Origin of the sequence: Halomonas faecis (assembly GCF_010993975.1) — a bacterium.
Lineage (GTDB): Bacteria > Pseudomonadota > Gammaproteobacteria > Pseudomonadales > Halomonadaceae > Halomonas > Halomonas faecis.
The window spans coordinates 1-16,265 of sequence record NZ_JAACZO010000010.1; the positions used below are offsets into that span (position 1 = coordinate 1).

Here is a 16,265-nt window from a genome sequence, read left to right on the forward strand (position 1 = left end):
GCTATCGGAAACGCGCCTACCAGCGTCAACTACAAGGAGGAAAAGCCGTGTCGTCAGGCTGACGACAACTACCCCCAACCGGTCATTTTAATTGTCGCCGACCGGTCAAAGTAGTTGACGTCGCATAAGCTTGCCGATTACCTGCTGGCGACCTGGCACTCGAGTACCCGGCCTTCGAGCCTGGAGCTGGACGACTCTGCGACCGTCTGGAAGCGTCTCGAGGTGCTCGAAAGCGGCGAGAAGGACGAGCGGGGATGGGTGCATTTCCGTGCGACTTTCCTGGAGGGGCGGCGCTGGTCGGTGCTGGAGGAGTCGTCGCGCTTCGTACGCGAGGCGGGGCGCTGGTTCTACCTCGATGGCAACTCCGCCGTCCATCGGCTCAAGCCCGGCCGCAACGCGCCCTGCCCGTGCGGCAGCGGTCGCAAATTCAAGGCTTGCTGCGGGCTGGCTTGATCGGTGCGGCCACCTGCTGCTGCTCACCTATCCCATGAGTGTCTGAGAGGGCAGCGAGGGGAGTAGGGCGTCATCGGCTTTTCGACCACCGTTCCGGCAGCTTCCAGCAGTTGCTCAACAGCCTTTTTGGCAACCTCTCCAACAGCGTCCGCTCCGTGCCCTGATGGGCCTGGGGGCCCAGAGTGGCGAGGGTGCTGTCGATGGCCGCCGGGATGCGTTCGGCGAGTTCAAGCCCTTGGCGCAGGAAGTAGCGTGGCTGGAACTGCATCGAGCGCGCTAGTGTTTCGAGGTGCGAGCGTTCGATGCTGCCGGGGCGATCCTCACCGGCGATGCGAAACGCGAAACGGCGAGAGAGGCCGCTGTAGAGCGTCGTGCTCATCAAGTCGTAGAACGGTGCCAGCCGAGGACCCTCTTCGGTGTAGAGGATGGCAAGGTTCTTGGCGTGACTATCGTTGTTGCCGATCAGCAGATTGAAGAAGAACCAGACGATCAGGCGTTGCAGATCCTTGGCCGGTGTTCCCACCTGCTGCAGGAGTTCACGGCAGCGCTTCCCAACTGATGGGCCGATAGTGCGGTGGAACGGGTGTCACCCCTGGTGGCAACAGAGTGAAGCCGCTGGCCGTGTCTCCGCCGATGGCTTTCAGCAGCCCGAAAACGGTAGTGGTGTGGTGGCGAAGCTCTAGGTGATGACGCAAGTCGCCTTCCGGCAGCAGGTTCTCGAAATAGGCCAGCACCGCATCGCCTACGTGCACCTGCTGCGAGAGGGGTAGGGAGGGTGAGAGACTCACCGCTTCAGGGTGTTTCAGCCACTCCGGGGCATACTCGAAGCGCAGCGGTTGAGCGTCATGCAGCCGACCGACATGCTTGTCGCCGTGGTAAACCTCCAGGGTATCGTCACTCGCCATGGTGGCTGCCGCCCTTGCGCCGTACGACCACCTCGAGTCCCATCAAGTCCAGCACGTCCAACACCTTCTGCAGTTGCAGGGTCGGCTTGCCCCGCTCCAGGTCGACGATGAAGCGATTGCCGGTGCCGGCCAGCCCGGCCAGGTCGATCTGCAACAGCCCCTGCTCGGTGCGCAGCTGGCGCACCAGCCTGCCGAGCTCTTCGCTGTTGCGGATGGTGGCGGCCTGGGGGGTGAGGGAGTCGGTGGTCGGCATGGAAACCTGCATGTAATTACCGTTCGGTAATTCTAGGCAGGATTCCGGTGTCTCGCAACGACATAATTACCGAGCGGTAACTAGCTTGGTAGCTAAGGCAGGATTAACGAACGAAGTTACCGAGCGGTAACCCTTCGATAGGATCGCGGGTGAAGCAGGCAGTGTGGGTCGGAGCATGGGAAGCGCAGCGGATCAGCCTCGAGGCTGACGCCGACGGTTCCGGCTCAACGGCGCGACAAGGCGTTGCGAAATCCACCGCCAGGCACCGCCCAATAGCTTGGCAAAGAATCCGGCACGCAACCGGGCATTGCGCTGCTCGATTTCACGCATTTTCGGATCCGGGTTATGGAAGGCCATGACTGTCACCTCGGCGCTGCGGTAAGCACACTGGAGGCATATCACGGGGCCGCAGCGCTGTCGAGAGAACCCGGGTATGGGATGCTCAGGCAGGCCCATCAAGCCGAAACGGAACGCATCAGGGCCGGGATTTTGGGGGCCGACGGCGACGGGCGTGCCGTCGGTGTCTTCTTGCGGCAGCGGGCGCAAGTGCAAGGCTTGCTGCGGCCTGGTTTGACTGGCAAACGGCCCGTTTCGGGTCGAGAAGGGCCAAGCGCGGTGCGAAGCGCTCTAGGGTTTCGGTAAGTTCTCGGTAAGTGAACGGCTGCGAGAGTGATCGCTCCTTCCACCCACCGTGAGGAGTTGACCATGCCGCTACCGCATCCGTCGACCTCGACAACTCTGGGTTCTGCCCTGCGTATGGTCGCCATTTTCATGATGGGCGCTGGACTCTGCGCGTCTTTCACGGCCGTGGCCGATGAGTCGGCTGACGACGGGACGTCGTCCACGTCCTGGGCGCTGGGTCTCGGCGTAGCGAGTGCCCAGAAGCCCTACACCGATATCGATCGGGACAACACGCCGATCCCCTTGCTTCAAGTCGAGAACCGATACGTGCATCTCTTCGGCCCCCGAGTCGAGTTCAAGCTGCCGGGGCTCGACATCGACGATTCCCAGGCGCTCGACTTCGCTGTCGTCGCCAAGTACGACGGTAGCGGATACGAGGACGACGACGCTCCGATCCTCGACGGCATGAGCGAGTGCGAGGGCGGCATCTGGGTGGGGGCCAAGATGGCGTGGAGCAGCGATCTGTTCGATGTCAGCGCCGAATGGCTGGCGGATGCCTCTGGCAACAGCGACGGCCAGCGAGTCGATCTCGGCCTGGAGAGAACGTGGCAGGTCGGCAATCATGTTCTGATTACCCCGCACCTGGGGGCGAGCTGGCAGGACGAGAAAACCATCGATTACTATTTCGGTGTGCGTGACGATGAGGTTCGCATCGGCCGTCCCGCCTATGCTGGGGAATCCGGGGTCAATGTCGAGCTGATAGAGGGTGGCAAGAAAGATCGTGCTGCGCTGTTGAACGATGTCGAATACATGACCCGTCAGGTGCAGCAGTTGCTGCTCCTGGCGGCCGAGCGAGCGGAGCCGGGGTTACGGTTCCGACTGTCGAACGAGGAGAGGAAGTCTCCCGCTACGCTTGCAAGGAGGCAGACATGCATGAAGTAAGACGTGAGTCCCGGAATCCGCCCTACCTGCCCGACACCCTGGTCGATGGTCATAGCCAGGCCGTGCTGGTGCAAGGGGACTGCCGGGTACTGATTTCCGGCCAGGTCGGACTCGATGCCGAAGGCCGTCTGGCTGGCCCGGACCTAGCCGAGCAGACCGAGGCGGCGCTGGACAACATCGAACGGTTGCTGTCGAGCCTGGGTGGCGATCTCTTGCGGGTGGTGATGCTGAGAATCTATGTGGCCGAATTCGCGCGCTATGAGCAGCAGGCGGTGGTGGAGGCGCTGCGCCAACGCTTCCCCGTCGCTCCACCGGCCGCCACCTGGCTGATCGTGTTCGGCCTTTCCGATCCGGAGTGGCTGATCGCCATCGAGGCCGAGGCGGTGCTGCCATAACCTTTCGCGGCGATGGCCTAGGTCTTGTCCCTTCACTCTTCCCCTGGCAAGGATGTCCATCATGAAAACGGCGATCGCACTCCGTCACATCCATTTCGAGGATCTCGGTACCCTGGAGCCCGTGCTGCTCGAGCGGGGTTATGCGGTGAAATACCTCGACCCTACCTGCGATGACCTCGGTGGCAGCGAGGTACAAGAGGCCGATCTGCTCATCGTGCTGGGCGGCCCCATCGGAGCCTGCGATGACGCGCGCTACCCCTTCCTCGCGCGGGAGCTGAACGTCGTGCGCCAGCGCTTGGCTTCCGGTAGGCCCCTGCTCGGCATCTGCCTGGGAGCCCAACTGATCGCGCGGGCACGCGGGGCGACGGTGTCGCCCCTGGGCGTCAAGGAGATCGGTTTTGCCCCTCTCACCCTGACGCCCGAGGGCGAGGACTCCGTGCTGGCCCCGCTCGGCGAAACGCCGGTGCTGCATTGGCACGGTGACCAGTTCGAAATGCCGGAGGGCGCGGCCCGGCTGGCCAGCTCCGCGGTCTGTACTCATCAAGCCTTCTCGATCGGGCGCAACGTTCTGGGGCTGCAATTCCACCTGGAAGCCGACGTGAGCGGGATCGAACGCTGGCTGGTGGGGCACGCTTGCGAACTGGAGGGGGCCGGCATCGACCCGCGCACGCTGCGCGATGAGGCAAAGCAACTGGATGAGCGGCTGACGACGGCGTCACGGACGGTTTTCTCGGCGTGGCTGGGTGGCGTGGTAGCGGTGGAAACCGCCGCTGCTGGCGTCGAGGAATGAGGTCGAGAGGTCGCTGATCCAATCGATGAACACGCGCAGCTTGGTGCTGACATGCCGGTTGGGAGGATAGGCCAGGTACAGTGGCATGGGCTCGATTTCCCACTCGTCGAACAGGGTGACCAGTTCACCGCTCGCCACATGTTCCCTGGCCATGTAGTTCGGCAGCCACAGCACGCCCAGGCCAGCCAGGCCGGCTGCAAGGTAGGCATTGCCGTCGTCGACGGCAACCTGGTAGCGCCCCTGCACGGTGACGCTCTCGCCGTCGTGGTGCATGGCGTAGGGAAAGGCCTTGCCGGTGCGACTCCACGAGAAGCCCACGATGCGGTGATGAGGGCCGGCCAACTCCTGCGGATGCGAGGGAACGCCGAAGCGCTCCAGATAGCCCGGCGTGGCATAGACCCCCAACGGCAGATCGCCCAGGCGCCGGGCCATCAGCGAGAGGTTGGTGAGCTCGCCGCCGCGGATGACGCAATCCACGCTTTCGTCGATCAGATCCACCAGTCGATCGCTCACTCCCAGGTCGAGCTGGATATCGGGGTATCGGGCGTGGAAGTCGGGAAGTGCCGGTATCAGAATCGTGCGCGCCAGCGGGCTGGGCACGTCCACCCGCAGCCGTCCCCTAGGGGAGGTGGAAGCGGCGGACAGGCTGGTTTCGGCATCTTCCACGTCGGCCAGTAGCTTGATGACGCGCTCGTAATAGGCGGCACCATCGGCCGTGACGTTGACCTTGCGAGTGGTACGGTTGAGCAAGCGGACGCGTAGCCGTGCCTCCAGGCGTTGCACGAGCTGCGTTACGCTGGTCTTGCTCATGTGCAGCGTCTCGGCTGCCTTGGTGAAACTGCCGGTCTCTACTACCCGGGCGAATGCCAGCATTGCGTCGAAGCGGTCCATCGAGACTCCCGATTCGTCGAGGATTGTTTGGGTTCTACGAACAGTGATGACCAAAGTGGCGTGTTTATCCACTGGGCCGTGAGCGCCTAGAGTCACCTTGTCGTTGATAACGGGTCGGTTCCGGCCCATCGATGGAGGTTTTCCATGACAAGACGTGACGTTGTTTTCCCACCTGCCCGTCAGGCGCTCTACGCACGGAATCGCTACTCTCCGGCGATCCGCGCCAATGGTTTCCTGTTCGTCTCGGGGCAGGTCGGCAGCCGTGAAGACGGCTCACCGGAACCCGAGCTGAAGGCTCAGGTCCGGCTCGCCTTCGAGAACCTGAACGCCATTCTCGCAGCGGCGGGCTGTTCCTTCGACGATGTCATCGACGTCACCGTCTTCCTCGTCGACCCGGAATCCACGTTCGATACGGTCTGGCAGGTGCTGCCGGGATATTGGGGGGAGGCTCCATACCCTACCCTGACGGGTATCGGAGTGACGTGGCTCTATGGTTTTCAGTTCGAAATCAAGGTCATTGCCAAACTGCCCGAGGCTGCCGAGCACCGCTCTGTCGGGTAGTCGAGCCATCCCGGCGGGGTTGGAATGTCACAGCAACCCGAGCACGAACCACCAGGCCAGCTCCAGCGGCACCAGCGCCACGATGCCCACCGCGAAAAGCGCCAGGTAGAACTTGGTCATCGCCGCCAGGGGCAACTGGGCCATTTGCAGGGCGGCCAGCCGCGTAGGTGTTTGATAGGGCAACACGTGGAGCTGTCTGTCTGCCTTTGGGGCTGGGCGGGATCTGCCATGAAAAGTCACCGCATCCCTTCGGGAGCTGCCGGCCAATGGCGTTTCTGTGGCGTCAGCAGGCATTCTGTGCGCGGGGGCCGTCATCGGCGAGGCCGAAGGCTCGTGGGATACCTCGAATCTTGCCGGGCACGACGATAGGCTGAGCATGTACGAATGCTTGCAAGCCGTCCATGCGCATGAGAATTGTTGTTATATATGCCGGTCCATCTTTACCCGAGGCGTCGTGGAGAAAGCGGTATGGAGAAGGTCTTGGTGAGTGCCTGCCTACTGGGTAGGCGGGTTCGTTATGACGGCGGCGCCAAGTCGTTGGCGTCGGACATTCTGACGCGTTGGCAGGCCGAGGGCCGGGTGGTCTCGGTGTGTCCTGAAGTGGAAGCAGGCCTGCCCACTCCCCGAGCGGCTGCGGAAATCATCGGTGGCGATGGTGCCGGCGTATTGAGCGACTCGGCTCGGGTAATCGATTCACAGGGAGCGCACCTTTCCGAGGCTTTCGTGCGTGGAGCCTACCTGGCACTGCAGCGATGTCGGCAGCATGGCATCAAGGTGGCGGTCCTGACCGAACATAGCCCTTCCTGCGGCAGTACGGACATTTACGACGGCAGCTTTTCGGGTAATAGGCGACCCGGTGTCGGCGTCACCACGGCGCTCCTCCGGCAGGAGGGAGTGCGCGTTTACGGCCAACATGACATCGCCGAAGCGGATCGTATCTTGCGGGCATTGTGAAGAGACGGAGCGTCATCGTCCCGGGAGATGACGAGGCCCTGGTGCGATGCGCCGAGGTGGATTGAGGCTGTCATTGTCCGGCATTCGGATCGAAAAGGTAGCTCGGTTAAACAGGCATGAACGAAACGGAGCCCGCATCAGCGGGCCCCGTTCGACGAACCGGAGAGGTTCGTTAGCGCTCGTGATCAGGCGAGCGACTTGATATTCGAAGCCTGGAGGCCTTTCTTACCCTGGGTTACGTCGAAAGAGACACTTTGACCTTCCTGCAGGGATTTGAAGCCTTCAGCCTGAATTTCGGAGAAGTGGGCAAACACGTCATCGCTGCCATCGGCAGGAGAAATGAAGCCGAAACCCTTGGAGTCGTTGAACCACTTTACGGTACCAGTCGTCATGATGAATCCTCTCGCGCTTAGCGCCTTGTCAAAAATTCTGGTGTTACCCAGATGAGTAGCGGGTAAAACAAGAATTATAATTACAGGCGGTCGAAAGAATTCGAGTGCTTCTGAAACCATGCTGCTTGCCAACCAACTGGCGACCACAGTGTCACGCCCAGAGGCGTGGGTCAAAGACTTTCGCGTTTTATTCTGGATTCTCCGTACATGGGATCCCATCCGTTCGACCTCGATTGACGCATGGCCGAGTGATTTCAAACGGGCCGGCGCACGGCTCTCAGCTTTCCGCTGCCTCCACCGCCGCAGAAGAACCGATCGTTGCAATCGGCCTCGAGCCCCGACACGCCCATGCCGGGTGGCAGCTCGAGCCTCTCGAGGAGCTCTCCCGTTTGCGGATCGATTCGCCGCAAGTCGCTCTCGTCCCCCTCCCAGGTGCCGTGCCAGAGTTCGCCGTCGAGCCAGGTGACCCCGGTGACGAAACGGTTGGATTCGATGGTGCGAAGGATCGCCCCCGAGCGGGGATCGAGTTGCTGGATCGTGCGGTCCCGATACCGTCCCACCCAGAGCGTTCCTTCGGCCCACGCAAGCCCCGAAACGCCGCCTTCAGGGGCGGGGATGGTGTCGACGACGCGGCCGGTCTGCGGATCGACCTTCTGGATGCGATCTTCGGCGATCTGGAACAGGTGCTCCCCGTCGAAGGCCGTTCCCGCATTCGCGGCGACCTCGACCGAGCGCAACGTCTCCCCGCTTGCCGGGTCTAGGGCGGTCAGCGTGTCGCCGGTGGCAAGCCAGACGTGCTGACCGTCGTACGTGACGCCATGCACGCAATCGATACCCGGGAAGGGGCCATACTCGCGGAGAATGTCGGCAGTTGAGCGGTTCATGTTTCTGTCCTGGTTGCTGGGTAGGTGACCCCAGCCTAGCTACCTGGATAGGGACCGGGGAGTAACAAGGTTGTCGTGAATCCCGGCATGGGCGGGGTCATCCAGCGACGCGCCCGCCCATGGCCGAACGATTGGGCCTTGCCTTCCGCCGCCAGGGCGTCGAGGGCTCGCTGCACGGTGCGCTGACTGGTGCCAAGGGCCAGTGCCAGAGCCGAGCTCGACCACGGCTCACCGTCGGCAAGCAGGGCGAGAACCGCGGCATGCTTTTCTTCGATGGGCCGTGCCAGTACCACCACTTCGCCGGCGCTGTGCGGCACCAGCTCGAACCCGTGCTTCGTCGCGCGTACGTCGGCTAGGGGCGATAGTGCCGTGCGCAGTCGCCCGACTTCGACGCGCAGCCGCACGCGATGCGAGTCATCGGCGAATGTCGTTCGAAAGGCTTGCGCAATGAGCCTGTCCCTCGGCACGCATTCCGGCCAGGTTTCGCCCAGCAGGCGTGCGAGTGTGAACAGTACCGGGCGTCTCGAAAGCGAGACCACCGTGTGGGCGTCACGCACCACGTGGCGGCAGGCGTCGACGACGAGCGCCTCCGACGCCAGTAACGCTTCGACCTCTTCGAGCCGCAGGAGCCGCTCTTCGCCCTGCCCGATCAGGCGTGCGGCAGGCGTATTCAGCACGTGAGATGCGCTGTCGACCTCCGCCTCGAGTGCAGGAATCCCGGCGCGGTGCGCGACGCTCTCGGCTCTAGCGAGTGCCGCGTGCGCCGCTTGCGTCTGCAACCGGCGCATCGCGATGCCCGCTGCCACGAGCTCGTGGGCGGTCCTCATTGCCGGCGGCAAAGGGGTGGGATCGAGACCGGCGAGTATCCGCTCTGCCTCTTCCAGGCGTCCGATCAGCAGCAGGTGTCGGGCTTCGAGGTACCTCGCATGCGCAGCGTTGACTCGGTCGCCGTGCGCTTCGAGCGTCGCCCGCGCCGTGTCGAGCGCTTTCGCGGCCCAGGTGAGGTCGCGCGAGACCAGGGCGATCTCGGCCTCGGCGACCACGCACCTTGCGCGAGCCACGGCTTCTTTCGGACCGAAGGTGCGCACGGCGCGTCGCAGCAGCGCTTTCGCTCGCTCGAAATCGCCAAGCTGTGCCATCGCGATCCCGCGTAGCGCGAGCGCCGGCGCATCGTCGCGCAGTGCCACTCGGTTCAATGCGCCGAGAGGATCGCCCGCCGTGAGTGCACGGCTTGCGGCCGTGATCAGTGAGTCCATCGAAATCCCGCCACACTTATTACTCCCGCTGCTCGGTCACACGGCACTAACTGTATCTCATGACCGCGAAGGAGCAGGGCGGATCGTAAGCCGCCTATCCTTTGGATACGATTCGCCCGGCCTTGCGCCGGGCGAATCGCTGATGGGAATGCTGGTGAGCGGACCTCAGGAGCGAGCCGCGAGAGCTTCCACTGGGGAGTGAGAGCTCGACGTCTGGGTGGCCAGGCTCATGGCGATGAAAATCACCGTATTGATCATCAGACCGCAGAAGCCGGCGTGCCAGCCGAAGGGGGCATCGCCACCGAACTGGTAGAAGAGAGTGACGGCGGCACCGATGGCCAGACCCGTGAAGGCGGCGCTACGCGAGGCACGGCGCCAGAACAGTGCGCCGAGCAGCATCGGCAGTAGTTGAACGACGATGCCGTAGGCGCCCAGCAACAGGGCGACCAGCGAACCGGGGTTGGCCAGGGCGAGCAGGTAGGCGGCCAGTGAGACGATGATCACGCCGAGGCGTGTCAGCTTCAGGGCCTTGTGGTCCGGCAGGTTGCGGCAGGCCGGCAGGTGCTGGCCGATGTCACGTACCAGGATGGTGGCCGAGGTGTGGGCCAGGTTGGCGGCCGTGGACATGGCGGCCGCCAGCGCGCCGGAGAGGGCAAGCCCTATCAGCCAGGCCGGGAAGTGGGCCATCTCCACCACCAGGGTCAGCAGCACCTGGTCGGGGGAGTCGAGCGGGGTATCCTGCAGCACGACGATGCCGGCGAAGCCGATGATCAGCAGCGGCACCAGCAGGTAGCTGTACAGCGGGTAGAGCACGAACACGCGCTTGAGGGTCCGCTCGCTGCGAGCGCTGTAGAACTTCATGAAGATGTGCGGCCACATCACGCAACCCAGAGCGCTGACCAGGATGGCGGTGGAGAAGGCCCCCCAGCCCATGCCCTGAGCGCCAGGCATGGTCAGGTACTCCGGCGCCTGGCGCTGGATCTCCCGGAACATCTCGCCCACGCCGCCGAAGAACTGCTCGGCGGTGGTCAGTCCCAGGACCCAGGCGATGACGACCATCATCACGCCTTGCAGCAGGTTGGTCCAGCCGATGCCCTGCAGGCCGCTGGCATAGACATAGGCCGCGACCACGCCGCAGGCCGCCAGGCTGCCCAGCCAGAAGGGAATGGTGCCCGAGGTGGCGGCCTCGAACAGCATGCCGGCGCCGGCGATCTGGATCGTCAGGTAAGGGATCATGGCCAGCACGCTGATGATACCGATCAATAGCCCCAGGACGTTACCCCGGGTCGGATAGCAGGCCGACAGGAACTCCGCCTGTGTGAGGAAGCCGTGACGGCGCCCGAGGCGCGAGATGAGGGGGGCGATAAGCCACCAGACGAGCACCGCCAGGGTCAAGTAGGCGATGATGTAAAGCGCCGGGGCGCCCTTGCTGTAGGCCCAGCCCGGTGCGCCCAGGAAGGCGAAGGCGGAGAATATCTCGGCGCCAAGGATGAAGAACAGCACCAGCAGGCCCATATGACGGCCGCCGGCGACATAGCCTTCCAGAGAGGAACCCTGGCCGTGCCGGGCTCGCAGGCCCACCAGCAACACGATCAGCAGGTAGCCGAAGGTCATGGTGGTGATCAGCAGTGAATCATTCATCGTCGACCTCCTTGGCGCTTTCACGGCGATAGCAGATCACCAGGCCGACGAACATGGCGAAGACCCAGGCGATGTACCAGAACACGAAGAAGGGCAGGCCCATCACCATGGGCTCGATGCGATTGGCGATCAGCGCCCCAGGCCAGATCATGCTCAGGGTGCAGAGCAGGAAATAGAAGAGCATCCCCCGGGAGGGGAGGGTGGGTCGTGTGGTCATGTGGTGCCTCTTTGTTGTGGTGTTGGTCGGGCGTCTCGGTCGGGATCGCGGTCATTCCTTGCGCAGGGCGCCGAGTCCGATGGCGGCCAGCAGTCGGCAGCCGATGGGGATCACGTTGTCGTTGAAGTCGAAGCGGGCGTTGTGCAGCGGCGCAGTGTCGTCACCTTCGGCGGAGCCCAGGAAGAAGTAGGCGCCGGGGCATTGCTGCAGCATGAAGGAAAAGTCCTCGCCGCCGAGGCTAGGCTTGACGTCGCGTTCCAGGGCCTGCTCGCCGAGCAGTTCGGTGACGGTCGTCTCGACGTGGCGAACCGCCTCGGCGTCGTTGTGCGTGGCGGGGAAGATACGCTGGTAGGCCACCTCGATGCTGCCGCCATGCGCCGCTGCCACACCGTCACAGATCCGGTGAACGGCCTGCTCGATGCGTGCCTGGGTGGCGGTGTCCAGGGTGCGCACGGTGCCGCTGATGCGTACCTCGTCGGGGATGATGGCGAAGCCGTCGAGGTCGCCACCCTGCAGGCCGCACAGGCTGAGTGTGGCCGGGGCGAGCGGGTCGGCGTCGCGCGAGACCACGCTGTGCAGGGCCTGGATCAGGGCACCGGTGATGCGCACCGGGTCGGTGGAGAGATGGGGATTGACGCCGCCATGGCCGCCCTTGCCGCGCACGGTGATGTCGAGCCGGTCGGTGGCGGCCATGATGGCGCCGCTGCGCACCGCGACTCGACCGGCAGGCAGGGCCGGCCAGTTGTGTAGGGCATAGACCGCGTCCATCGGGAAACGCTCGAACAGGCCCTCCTCGACCATGATGCGACCGCCGCCCAGGCCTTCCTCGGCGGGCTGGAAGATCAGGTGGAGGGTGCCGGCGAAGTCGCGGTGCTCGGCCAAGTAGGCGGCCACACCTAGCAGCATGGTGGTGTGACCGTCATGGCCGCAGGCATGCATGACACCAGGGCTTGCCGAGGCGTGGTCGTGCTCGCCGAGTTCTTGGATCGGCAGGGCGTCCATGTCGGCACGCAGCCCGATGCGCCGGCCGTTGTCGGGTCGGCGTCCCTTCACGGTGGCGACGATGCCGGTGCCGCCGATGCCGGCCACGAAGGGGAGGTCCAGCCGCGCCAACTCAGTGGCGATGCGCTCGGCGGTGGCATGTTCTTGGAAGCCCAGTTCGGGTTGGCGGTGCAGCTCGTGTCGCAGTCGCGTCAGCGCCTCCTGGTGACGCTCGAAGAAGGCGGGGTCGATGAAGTCGGTCATGGGTTGTCGCTTGTTGTGGATGACGCCTTCATCTTGGTCGGCCGTGTCCCATAGATAAAATAGTATTATTCTGTGCTTTGTATGCTTAAATTATATATAAAGGCCCGAGCTGCCACGTCATCTGCCGAGGGACCATGGACTTCAAGCAGTTACGCTATTTCACAACCGTCGTGGAAGAAGGTTCCATCTCGGCGGCCGCCAAGCGGATCCCCCTGGCGCAGCCGGCGCTGTCGCGCCAGCTTCAGCTGCTGGAGGAGTCGGTAGGGGCGGCGTTGCTGATGCGTTCACGGCACGGCATCCGCCTGACCGCGGCGGGCGAGGCCTTCCATGGGGAGGTGCGGCGGTTGCTAAGCGAGTTCGAACAGGCGAAACGCAACGCCCGGCGCATCGCGGACGGTTGGCTCGGCCAGCTGCGCCTGGGGGTGACCGTGATGCACCTCTGGGTGCCGCAGATCGTGCGCCTGCTCAACGACTTCCGCCAGCGTCATCCCGAGGTGACGCTCAAGGTGGTCTCGCTGCTGTCGGCGCCGCAGATCGAGAGCATTCGCCGGAATCGGCTCGACGCCGGCATGCTGTTCTTTCCCCCGGAGGACGACGACGAGCTGTGCAGCCACTGCCTCTATGAGGATCGCCTGGTTCTGGTGACCAGCACTGGCTCCCCCCTCGCCGAGAGTCCGCCTCGGCGTCTGGCCGACCTCAACGGCGAGGACTTCATCTGGTTCGAACGCAGCGCCACCCCGACCTACCACGACAAGCTGATCCATGCCTTCCAGCGCCGTGGTTTCACCCCCCATGTGGTGCAGGAGGGCGCCGACAACGCCACCATGCTGTGCCTGGTAGCGGCCGGCATGGGCTGCACCATACTGCCGGAGATGACCATGGCCGGGGCGCCGGAGGGCGTGGTCTGCCACAGTCTGGACGATCTGGACCTGGCGTTGCCTTTGATGCTGGTGTGGCGGCGCGACGCCAGCCTGCCGGCGGTGCATCGGCTGATCGAGGTCGCCGAGTCGCGTTCGCTGGCGCCCTCGGGAACCTCCGGAATGCTCCCAGTTGCTGAGTGAGGTTGAAGGGGTAGCCGAAGGGGCTTTCGGCCGACGCTAGCGGAGATAGGCGTCAAACGGGTGACAATGGCGTGTCGGTCGCCGCTGTTGCATGATGGCAGTCGTCCCTCTCGACTCAGGCAGGAAGCCCATGTCCCTCGAAAGCGCGCTGCTCTACATTGTGGCCATCTTCGTCTTTGCCGTGACCCCGGGGCCCGGGGTGTTCGCCCTGCTGGCGCGGGGCATGGCCTCCGGCGCGCGGGTCTGCTTACCGCTGGCGCTGGGAATGACCCTCAGCGACCTGCTCTATCTGCTGCTGGCCTTCTACGGCCTGGCGGCCATCGCCGAGAACTGGAGTGAAGCCTTCACGGTGATCCGCTATCTTGGCGCCGCTTACCTGCTCTACCTGGGCTGGAAGATGTGGACCGCCCCAGTCACGGACGAGCCGCTGGCGTCCGAGCAGCAGCGGGGGGATGCCGTGAAGAGTTTCCTGCAAGGCTTTCTGATCTCCGCCTCCAACCCCAAGGTGATCCTCTTCTACATTGCTTTCCTGCCTACCTTCATCGACCTCACCGTCCTGACCTTTAGCGGCATGGTGCTGGTGGTCGGGCTCACCTTCGTCGGGCTGATGACGGGGCTTATGCTGGTGGCCTCCGGCGCCTCGAGCGCCCGGCGATTCCTGCAGACTAAGCGGGCCATGAAAGGCGCCAACCGCTCCGCGGGCTCGCTGATGGCTGCCGCCGGCGCCTTCCTGATCGCCAAGGGGTAAGGCCCGCCTTACGGCCGGTTTCGCGTCGACGAGCGCGGCGAATCCCTGCTGGTCGCCCTGCATGACGACGAGCTCGAGCGTCTGGGAGACGTGAAGCGCTGAACCCCTCGCGGTCGGTTGCGGTTTTCCGTGGTGCCGGGTGCCGTCCTCGGCTTGACGCTATGGGTCTTGTACCGGGGTGACGGACCTCGAGCGGGAGTGGCTTCTCGGTCAGGCAAACGCGGTTTCCCGGAAGCTCTCTCTGCCGAGCAGGGCGCGATGCCAGGCTGCCAACCGCCGGTGCCGGCTCGGCCAGTCGACCTCGGGCAGGCGGAACGACAGGTAATCGAGCGCCACGCCGACCACGATGTCGCCGAGCATCAGCGGCTCCGGTTCGCCCTTTCGGGTTCGCTCGTGCCCCTCGAGCGTGGCCAGCAGACGCGCGATGGCGCGCTCGCGGCGTTGGCCCAGCACGCTCTCGTCGGCCGCGGCGCCCTGATTTTTGCGGGCGATCACGGTCGTGAAGGCGGCATCGATGAGACCCTGGCCGAACCCGGTATGGCTCAGCACCTCGGCCAGCGCGGCGTCCGGCAGCAGGTCGATGCCGTTACCCCGTGCGTTGAGGTATTGCGCAATGAGCAGGGACTCACTGAGCGTTGCGCCCTCGTCCGTGACCAGGGCCGGCACTCGACTCGCCGGGTTGATGGCCAGCAATGCCTCATCGTCGACCCAGGGATCGCACCAGCGCAGGGAGACGTCATCGGTCAGTCCGCGCTCCAGGGCAACGATGCGTGCAACGCGCGCATAGGGAGAAGTGGCGTTCAGATAGAGTTCCATGGTCAGCGCTCCCGGTTTTTGAGAGTAGGGGGTCGAGGGGATACGGTCGGCGTGCTCGAGGCCGCAACGCCGCGGCTGAGCAGAATGAGGACGATGCCGACGGCCAGCGCGATGCCGCCCAGTGCGAACAACGGATAGTAGATGCCCGACGCGCTGTACAGTGCCGACATCGCGTAGCCGGCCATGGCCTGGGCGGCGGCAAAGACGGCGGTGGCATGGCCCCATAGGCGCTTGTGCTCCTTGGCCCCGACCAGCTCCGCCAGCCGGCCGGAGGTGAGAGCGACGATGGCCGGGATCATCGCCCCCACGAGCAATGACGACAGCGAGCGGCTGATCAGAGACAGCGAGATCAACGGGATCGCCACCGCCACGGTCTTGGCCATGAATCCCATCGCCAGCCCGGTGTGCCAGCCCAGATGCCTGGCCACGAAACCGGCCAGCAGCGGGCCGGCTACCGCGCCCACGCCGAACAGAGCCCATTGCAGTGAGGCCGCCCGGTGTCCCAGCTCGGCTTCGCGGGCCAGGAAGTCGACCCAGAACACGGTGTGCGGCACGAAGCCCACCGCATCCAGACCATAGGCTGCGATCACCAGCAGCACGGCCGCCGTGCCCAGTGAGCGAGCCTTGGCCGGCGATTCCGGTACCGGGTGGGAGGCGACGGAAGGTGAATCCAGCCGAACGGCGCCCCAGTCACCAACCGCGCCAGCGATCAGTGCCAGCACGCCCAGCGCCAGCCAGGCCGCCGTCAGGCCGATCTCGAGCAGAAGCGGCACCAGCGTCGCCGACAACAGGGCGCCCAGGCCGATTCCGGTGAAGACGAGGGCGCCCACCGTGGCCCGGCGATGGGGCGGCGTGGCGGCCAGTGCCGTGGAGGGGCCGACCACCATCAGGATCGCTCCGGCCACGCCCGAGACCAGCCGCCACACGAAGAACCAGCCAATGGTGCCGGGGGTGGCGCAAGCCAGGAAACTCAGGCCGATGCCGGCGAAGGCGGCGGCCATGACCCAGCGGGGAGAGAAGCGCTCAGAGAGACGATGTGCCGCGAGGGCGCCGATGAAGTAGCCGAGCAGGTTGGCGGCTCCCAGGTAAGCAGCCTGGGAAGCCGTGAACCAGTGTTGCTCGATCAACGCCGGTAGCAGCGGCGTATAGGCGAAACGGGCCACGCCGATGCCGGCAAGCGTGGCCATGATGCCTGTCAGGAGCGCGGGAAGATCGTGGCGGCGTGTCATGCACGCAGCGT

Annotated in this window: 22 protein-coding genes; 8 read left to right on the forward strand and 14 right to left on the reverse strand. The window is 64.6% G+C overall.

Annotation, left to right across the window (positions count from 1 at the left end; all coding sequences use genetic code 11):
• The first annotated feature begins 114 nt into the window (after positions 1-114).
• Positions 115-453 carry a YchJ family protein gene (locus tag GFD32_RS05200; RefSeq protein ID WP_163575506.1) on the forward strand — a complete coding sequence of 113 codons (339 nt, stop codon included), beginning with the start codon at positions 115-117 and terminating at the stop codon, positions 451-453.
• 70 nt (positions 454-523) lie between these two features.
• Here GFD32_RS05200 and GFD32_RS19925 read toward each other — a convergent pair whose 3' ends face one another.
• The 4 genes from GFD32_RS19925 to GFD32_RS05215 all read right to left on the reverse strand — a co-directional run bounded on the left by GFD32_RS19925 (position 524) and on the right by GFD32_RS05215 (position 1,968).
• A complete protein-coding gene (locus tag GFD32_RS19925) occupies positions 524-976 on the reverse strand; it encodes a HipA domain-containing protein (RefSeq protein WP_240455551.1) in 453 nt (150 codons plus the stop codon).
• Between the two features lie 13 nt (positions 977-989).
• Positions 990-1,358: a HipA N-terminal domain-containing protein gene (locus tag GFD32_RS19930; protein ID WP_240455552.1), complete on the reverse strand. Its 369-nt coding sequence runs from the start codon at positions 1,356-1,358 to the stop codon at positions 990-992.
• The gene (locus GFD32_RS05210; protein WP_163575507.1) at positions 1,348-1,611 is read right to left on the reverse strand and encodes a helix-turn-helix transcriptional regulator; all 264 of its coding nucleotides are present in this window, start codon (positions 1,609-1,611) and stop codon (positions 1,348-1,350) included. The genes GFD32_RS19930 and GFD32_RS05210 overlap by 11 nt, the downstream gene beginning before the upstream one ends.
• A 192-nt stretch (positions 1,612-1,803) precedes the next feature.
• Positions 1,804-1,968: a hypothetical protein gene (locus GFD32_RS05215; RefSeq protein ID WP_163575508.1), complete on the reverse strand. Its 165-nt coding sequence runs from the start codon at positions 1,966-1,968 to the stop codon at positions 1,804-1,806.
• A gap of 348 nt (positions 1,969-2,316) precedes the next feature.
• On the opposite strand from GFD32_RS05215, the gene GFD32_RS05220 reads away from it, so the two are divergent.
• The 3 genes from GFD32_RS05220 to GFD32_RS05230 all read left to right on the forward strand — a co-directional run bounded on the left by GFD32_RS05220 (position 2,317) and on the right by GFD32_RS05230 (position 4,359).
• Positions 2,317-3,174, forward strand: coding sequence for a MipA/OmpV family protein (locus tag GFD32_RS05220; RefSeq protein WP_163575509.1), 858 nt, complete (start codon positions 2,317-2,319; stop codon positions 3,172-3,174).
• Complete coding sequence (locus tag GFD32_RS05225) at positions 3,162-3,569, forward strand: Rid family hydrolase (protein ID WP_163575510.1); 408 nt, start codon at positions 3,162-3,164, stop codon at positions 3,567-3,569. Before GFD32_RS05220 ends, GFD32_RS05225 begins: the two co-directional genes overlap by 13 nt.
• 61 nt (positions 3,570-3,630) lie before the next feature.
• A complete protein-coding gene (locus GFD32_RS05230; protein ID WP_163575511.1) occupies positions 3,631-4,359 on the forward strand; it encodes a glutamine amidotransferase in 729 nt (242 codons plus the stop codon).
• On the opposite strand, the gene GFD32_RS05235 is transcribed toward GFD32_RS05230, so the two are convergent.
• On the reverse strand, positions 4,285-5,250 hold the full coding sequence (locus tag GFD32_RS05235) for a LysR family transcriptional regulator (protein ID WP_163575512.1): 966 nt from the start codon (positions 5,248-5,250) through the stop codon (positions 4,285-4,287). The two genes, GFD32_RS05230 and GFD32_RS05235, sit on opposite strands and share 75 nt — an antisense overlap.
• A 144-nt stretch (positions 5,251-5,394) precedes the next feature.
• Between GFD32_RS05235 and GFD32_RS05240 the strand changes: the two genes are divergently transcribed.
• Positions 5,395-5,811: a RidA family protein gene (locus tag GFD32_RS05240; RefSeq protein ID WP_163575513.1), complete on the forward strand. Its 417-nt coding sequence runs from the start codon at positions 5,395-5,397 to the stop codon at positions 5,809-5,811.
• 27 nt (positions 5,812-5,838) lie between these two features.
• Here the strand turns inward: GFD32_RS05240 and GFD32_RS05245 are convergent, their stop codons facing one another.
• A complete protein-coding gene (locus GFD32_RS05245) occupies positions 5,839-5,997 on the reverse strand; it encodes a hypothetical protein (protein ID WP_163575514.1) in 159 nt (52 codons plus the stop codon).
• A 282-nt stretch (positions 5,998-6,279) separates the two neighbouring features.
• Here GFD32_RS05245 and GFD32_RS05250 point away from each other — a divergent pair, with 282 nt between their 5' ends.
• Entirely contained in the window at positions 6,280-6,765 is a 486-nt protein-coding gene (locus GFD32_RS05250; protein WP_163575515.1) for a DUF523 domain-containing protein, read from the forward strand.
• 185 nt (positions 6,766-6,950) lie between these two features.
• Here the strand turns inward: GFD32_RS05250 and GFD32_RS05255 are convergent, their stop codons facing one another.
• From GFD32_RS05255 to GFD32_RS05280, 6 genes are all read right to left on the reverse strand, one after another.
• Positions 6,951-7,157, reverse strand: coding sequence for a cold-shock protein (locus GFD32_RS05255; protein WP_089683666.1), 207 nt, complete (start codon positions 7,155-7,157; stop codon positions 6,951-6,953).
• 254 nt (positions 7,158-7,411) lie between these two features.
• Entirely contained in the window at positions 7,412-8,041 is a 630-nt protein-coding gene (locus GFD32_RS05260) for a Vgb family protein (protein WP_163575516.1), read from the reverse strand.
• Positions 8,042-8,076: 35 nt separating this feature from the next.
• Positions 8,077-9,297 (reverse strand): helix-turn-helix domain-containing protein, encoded by a 1,221-nt coding sequence (locus GFD32_RS05265; protein WP_163575517.1) that lies wholly within the window; start codon positions 9,295-9,297, stop codon positions 8,077-8,079.
• 165 nt (positions 9,298-9,462) lie between these two features.
• Positions 9,463-10,938, reverse strand: a complete 1,476-nt coding sequence (locus GFD32_RS05270) for a sodium:solute symporter family protein (protein ID WP_163575518.1) — start codon at positions 10,936-10,938, stop codon at positions 9,463-9,465.
• Positions 10,931-11,155: a hypothetical protein gene (locus GFD32_RS05275; protein WP_163575519.1), complete on the reverse strand. Its 225-nt coding sequence runs from the start codon at positions 11,153-11,155 to the stop codon at positions 10,931-10,933. The genes GFD32_RS05270 and GFD32_RS05275 overlap by 8 nt, the downstream gene beginning before the upstream one ends.
• Positions 11,156-11,206: 51 nt before the next feature.
• The gene (locus GFD32_RS05280) at positions 11,207-12,400 is read right to left on the reverse strand and encodes a M20 aminoacylase family protein (protein WP_163575520.1); all 1,194 of its coding nucleotides are present in this window, start codon (positions 12,398-12,400) and stop codon (positions 11,207-11,209) included.
• A gap of 134 nt (positions 12,401-12,534) precedes the next feature.
• Between GFD32_RS05280 and GFD32_RS05285 the strand changes: the two genes are divergently transcribed.
• Together GFD32_RS05285 and GFD32_RS05290 are read left to right on the forward strand one after the other, a co-directional pair.
• Complete coding sequence (locus GFD32_RS05285; protein ID WP_163575521.1) at positions 12,535-13,461, forward strand: LysR family transcriptional regulator; 927 nt, start codon at positions 12,535-12,537, stop codon at positions 13,459-13,461.
• Between the two features lie 130 nt (positions 13,462-13,591).
• Positions 13,592-14,209, forward strand: a complete 618-nt coding sequence (locus GFD32_RS05290) for a LysE family translocator (RefSeq protein WP_163575522.1) — start codon at positions 13,592-13,594, stop codon at positions 14,207-14,209.
• Positions 14,210-14,419: 210 nt separating this feature from the next.
• Here GFD32_RS05290 and GFD32_RS05295 read toward each other — a convergent pair whose 3' ends face one another.
• Positions 14,420-15,025, reverse strand: a complete 606-nt coding sequence (locus tag GFD32_RS05295) for a glutathione S-transferase family protein (RefSeq protein WP_163575523.1) — start codon at positions 15,023-15,025, stop codon at positions 14,420-14,422.
• 2 nt (positions 15,026-15,027) lie between these two features.
• Positions 15,028-16,254, reverse strand: a complete 1,227-nt coding sequence (locus tag GFD32_RS05300) for a YbfB/YjiJ family MFS transporter (RefSeq protein WP_163575524.1) — start codon at positions 16,252-16,254, stop codon at positions 15,028-15,030.
• Between the last annotated feature and the right edge of the window lie 11 nt (positions 16,255-16,265).

What these genes read in the sequence shown, in the direction of transcription:
- GFD32_RS19930 (WP_240455552.1), bottom strand. Translation starts at nt 1,358, where the DNA reads ATGGCGAGTGACGATACCCTGGAGGTTTACCACGGCGACAAGCATGTC.
- GFD32_RS05210 (WP_163575507.1), bottom strand. Translation starts at nt 1,611, where the DNA reads ATGCCGACCACCGACTCCCTCACCCCCCAGGCCGCCACCATCCGCAAC.
- GFD32_RS05215 (WP_163575508.1), bottom strand. Translation starts at nt 1,968, where the DNA reads ATGGCCTTCCATAACCCGGATCCGAAAATGCGTGAAATCGAGCAGCGC.
- GFD32_RS05220 (WP_163575509.1), top strand. Translation starts at nt 2,317, where the DNA reads ATGCCGCTACCGCATCCGTCGACCTCGACAACTCTGGGTTCTGCCCTG.
- GFD32_RS05225 (WP_163575510.1), top strand. Translation starts at nt 3,162, where the DNA reads ATGCATGAAGTAAGACGTGAGTCCCGGAATCCGCCCTACCTGCCCGAC.
- GFD32_RS05230 (WP_163575511.1), top strand. Translation starts at nt 3,631, where the DNA reads ATGAAAACGGCGATCGCACTCCGTCACATCCATTTCGAGGATCTCGGT.
- GFD32_RS05235 (WP_163575512.1), bottom strand. Translation starts at nt 5,250, where the DNA reads ATGGACCGCTTCGACGCAATGCTGGCATTCGCCCGGGTAGTAGAGACC.
- GFD32_RS05240 (WP_163575513.1), top strand. Translation starts at nt 5,395, where the DNA reads ATGACAAGACGTGACGTTGTTTTCCCACCTGCCCGTCAGGCGCTCTAC.
- GFD32_RS05250 (WP_163575515.1), top strand. Translation starts at nt 6,280, where the DNA reads ATGGAGAAGGTCTTGGTGAGTGCCTGCCTACTGGGTAGGCGGGTTCGT.
- GFD32_RS05255 (WP_089683666.1), bottom strand. Translation starts at nt 7,157, where the DNA reads ATGACGACTGGTACCGTAAAGTGGTTCAACGACTCCAAGGGTTTCGGC.
- GFD32_RS05260 (WP_163575516.1), bottom strand. Translation starts at nt 8,041, where the DNA reads ATGAACCGCTCAACTGCCGACATTCTCCGCGAGTATGGCCCCTTCCCG.
- GFD32_RS05265 (WP_163575517.1), bottom strand. Translation starts at nt 9,297, where the DNA reads ATGGACTCACTGATCACGGCCGCAAGCCGTGCACTCACGGCGGGCGAT.
- GFD32_RS05270 (WP_163575518.1), bottom strand. Translation starts at nt 10,938, where the DNA reads ATGAATGATTCACTGCTGATCACCACCATGACCTTCGGCTACCTGCTG.
- GFD32_RS05275 (WP_163575519.1), bottom strand. Translation starts at nt 11,155, where the DNA reads ATGACCACACGACCCACCCTCCCCTCCCGGGGGATGCTCTTCTATTTC.
- GFD32_RS05280 (WP_163575520.1), bottom strand. Translation starts at nt 12,400, where the DNA reads ATGACCGACTTCATCGACCCCGCCTTCTTCGAGCGTCACCAGGAGGCG.
- GFD32_RS05285 (WP_163575521.1), top strand. Translation starts at nt 12,535, where the DNA reads ATGGACTTCAAGCAGTTACGCTATTTCACAACCGTCGTGGAAGAAGGT.
- GFD32_RS05290 (WP_163575522.1), top strand. Translation starts at nt 13,592, where the DNA reads ATGTCCCTCGAAAGCGCGCTGCTCTACATTGTGGCCATCTTCGTCTTT.
- GFD32_RS05295 (WP_163575523.1), bottom strand. Translation starts at nt 15,025, where the DNA reads ATGGAACTCTATCTGAACGCCACTTCTCCCTATGCGCGCGTTGCACGC.
- GFD32_RS05300 (WP_163575524.1), bottom strand. Translation starts at nt 16,254, where the DNA reads ATGACACGCCGCCACGATCTTCCCGCGCTCCTGACAGGCATCATGGCC.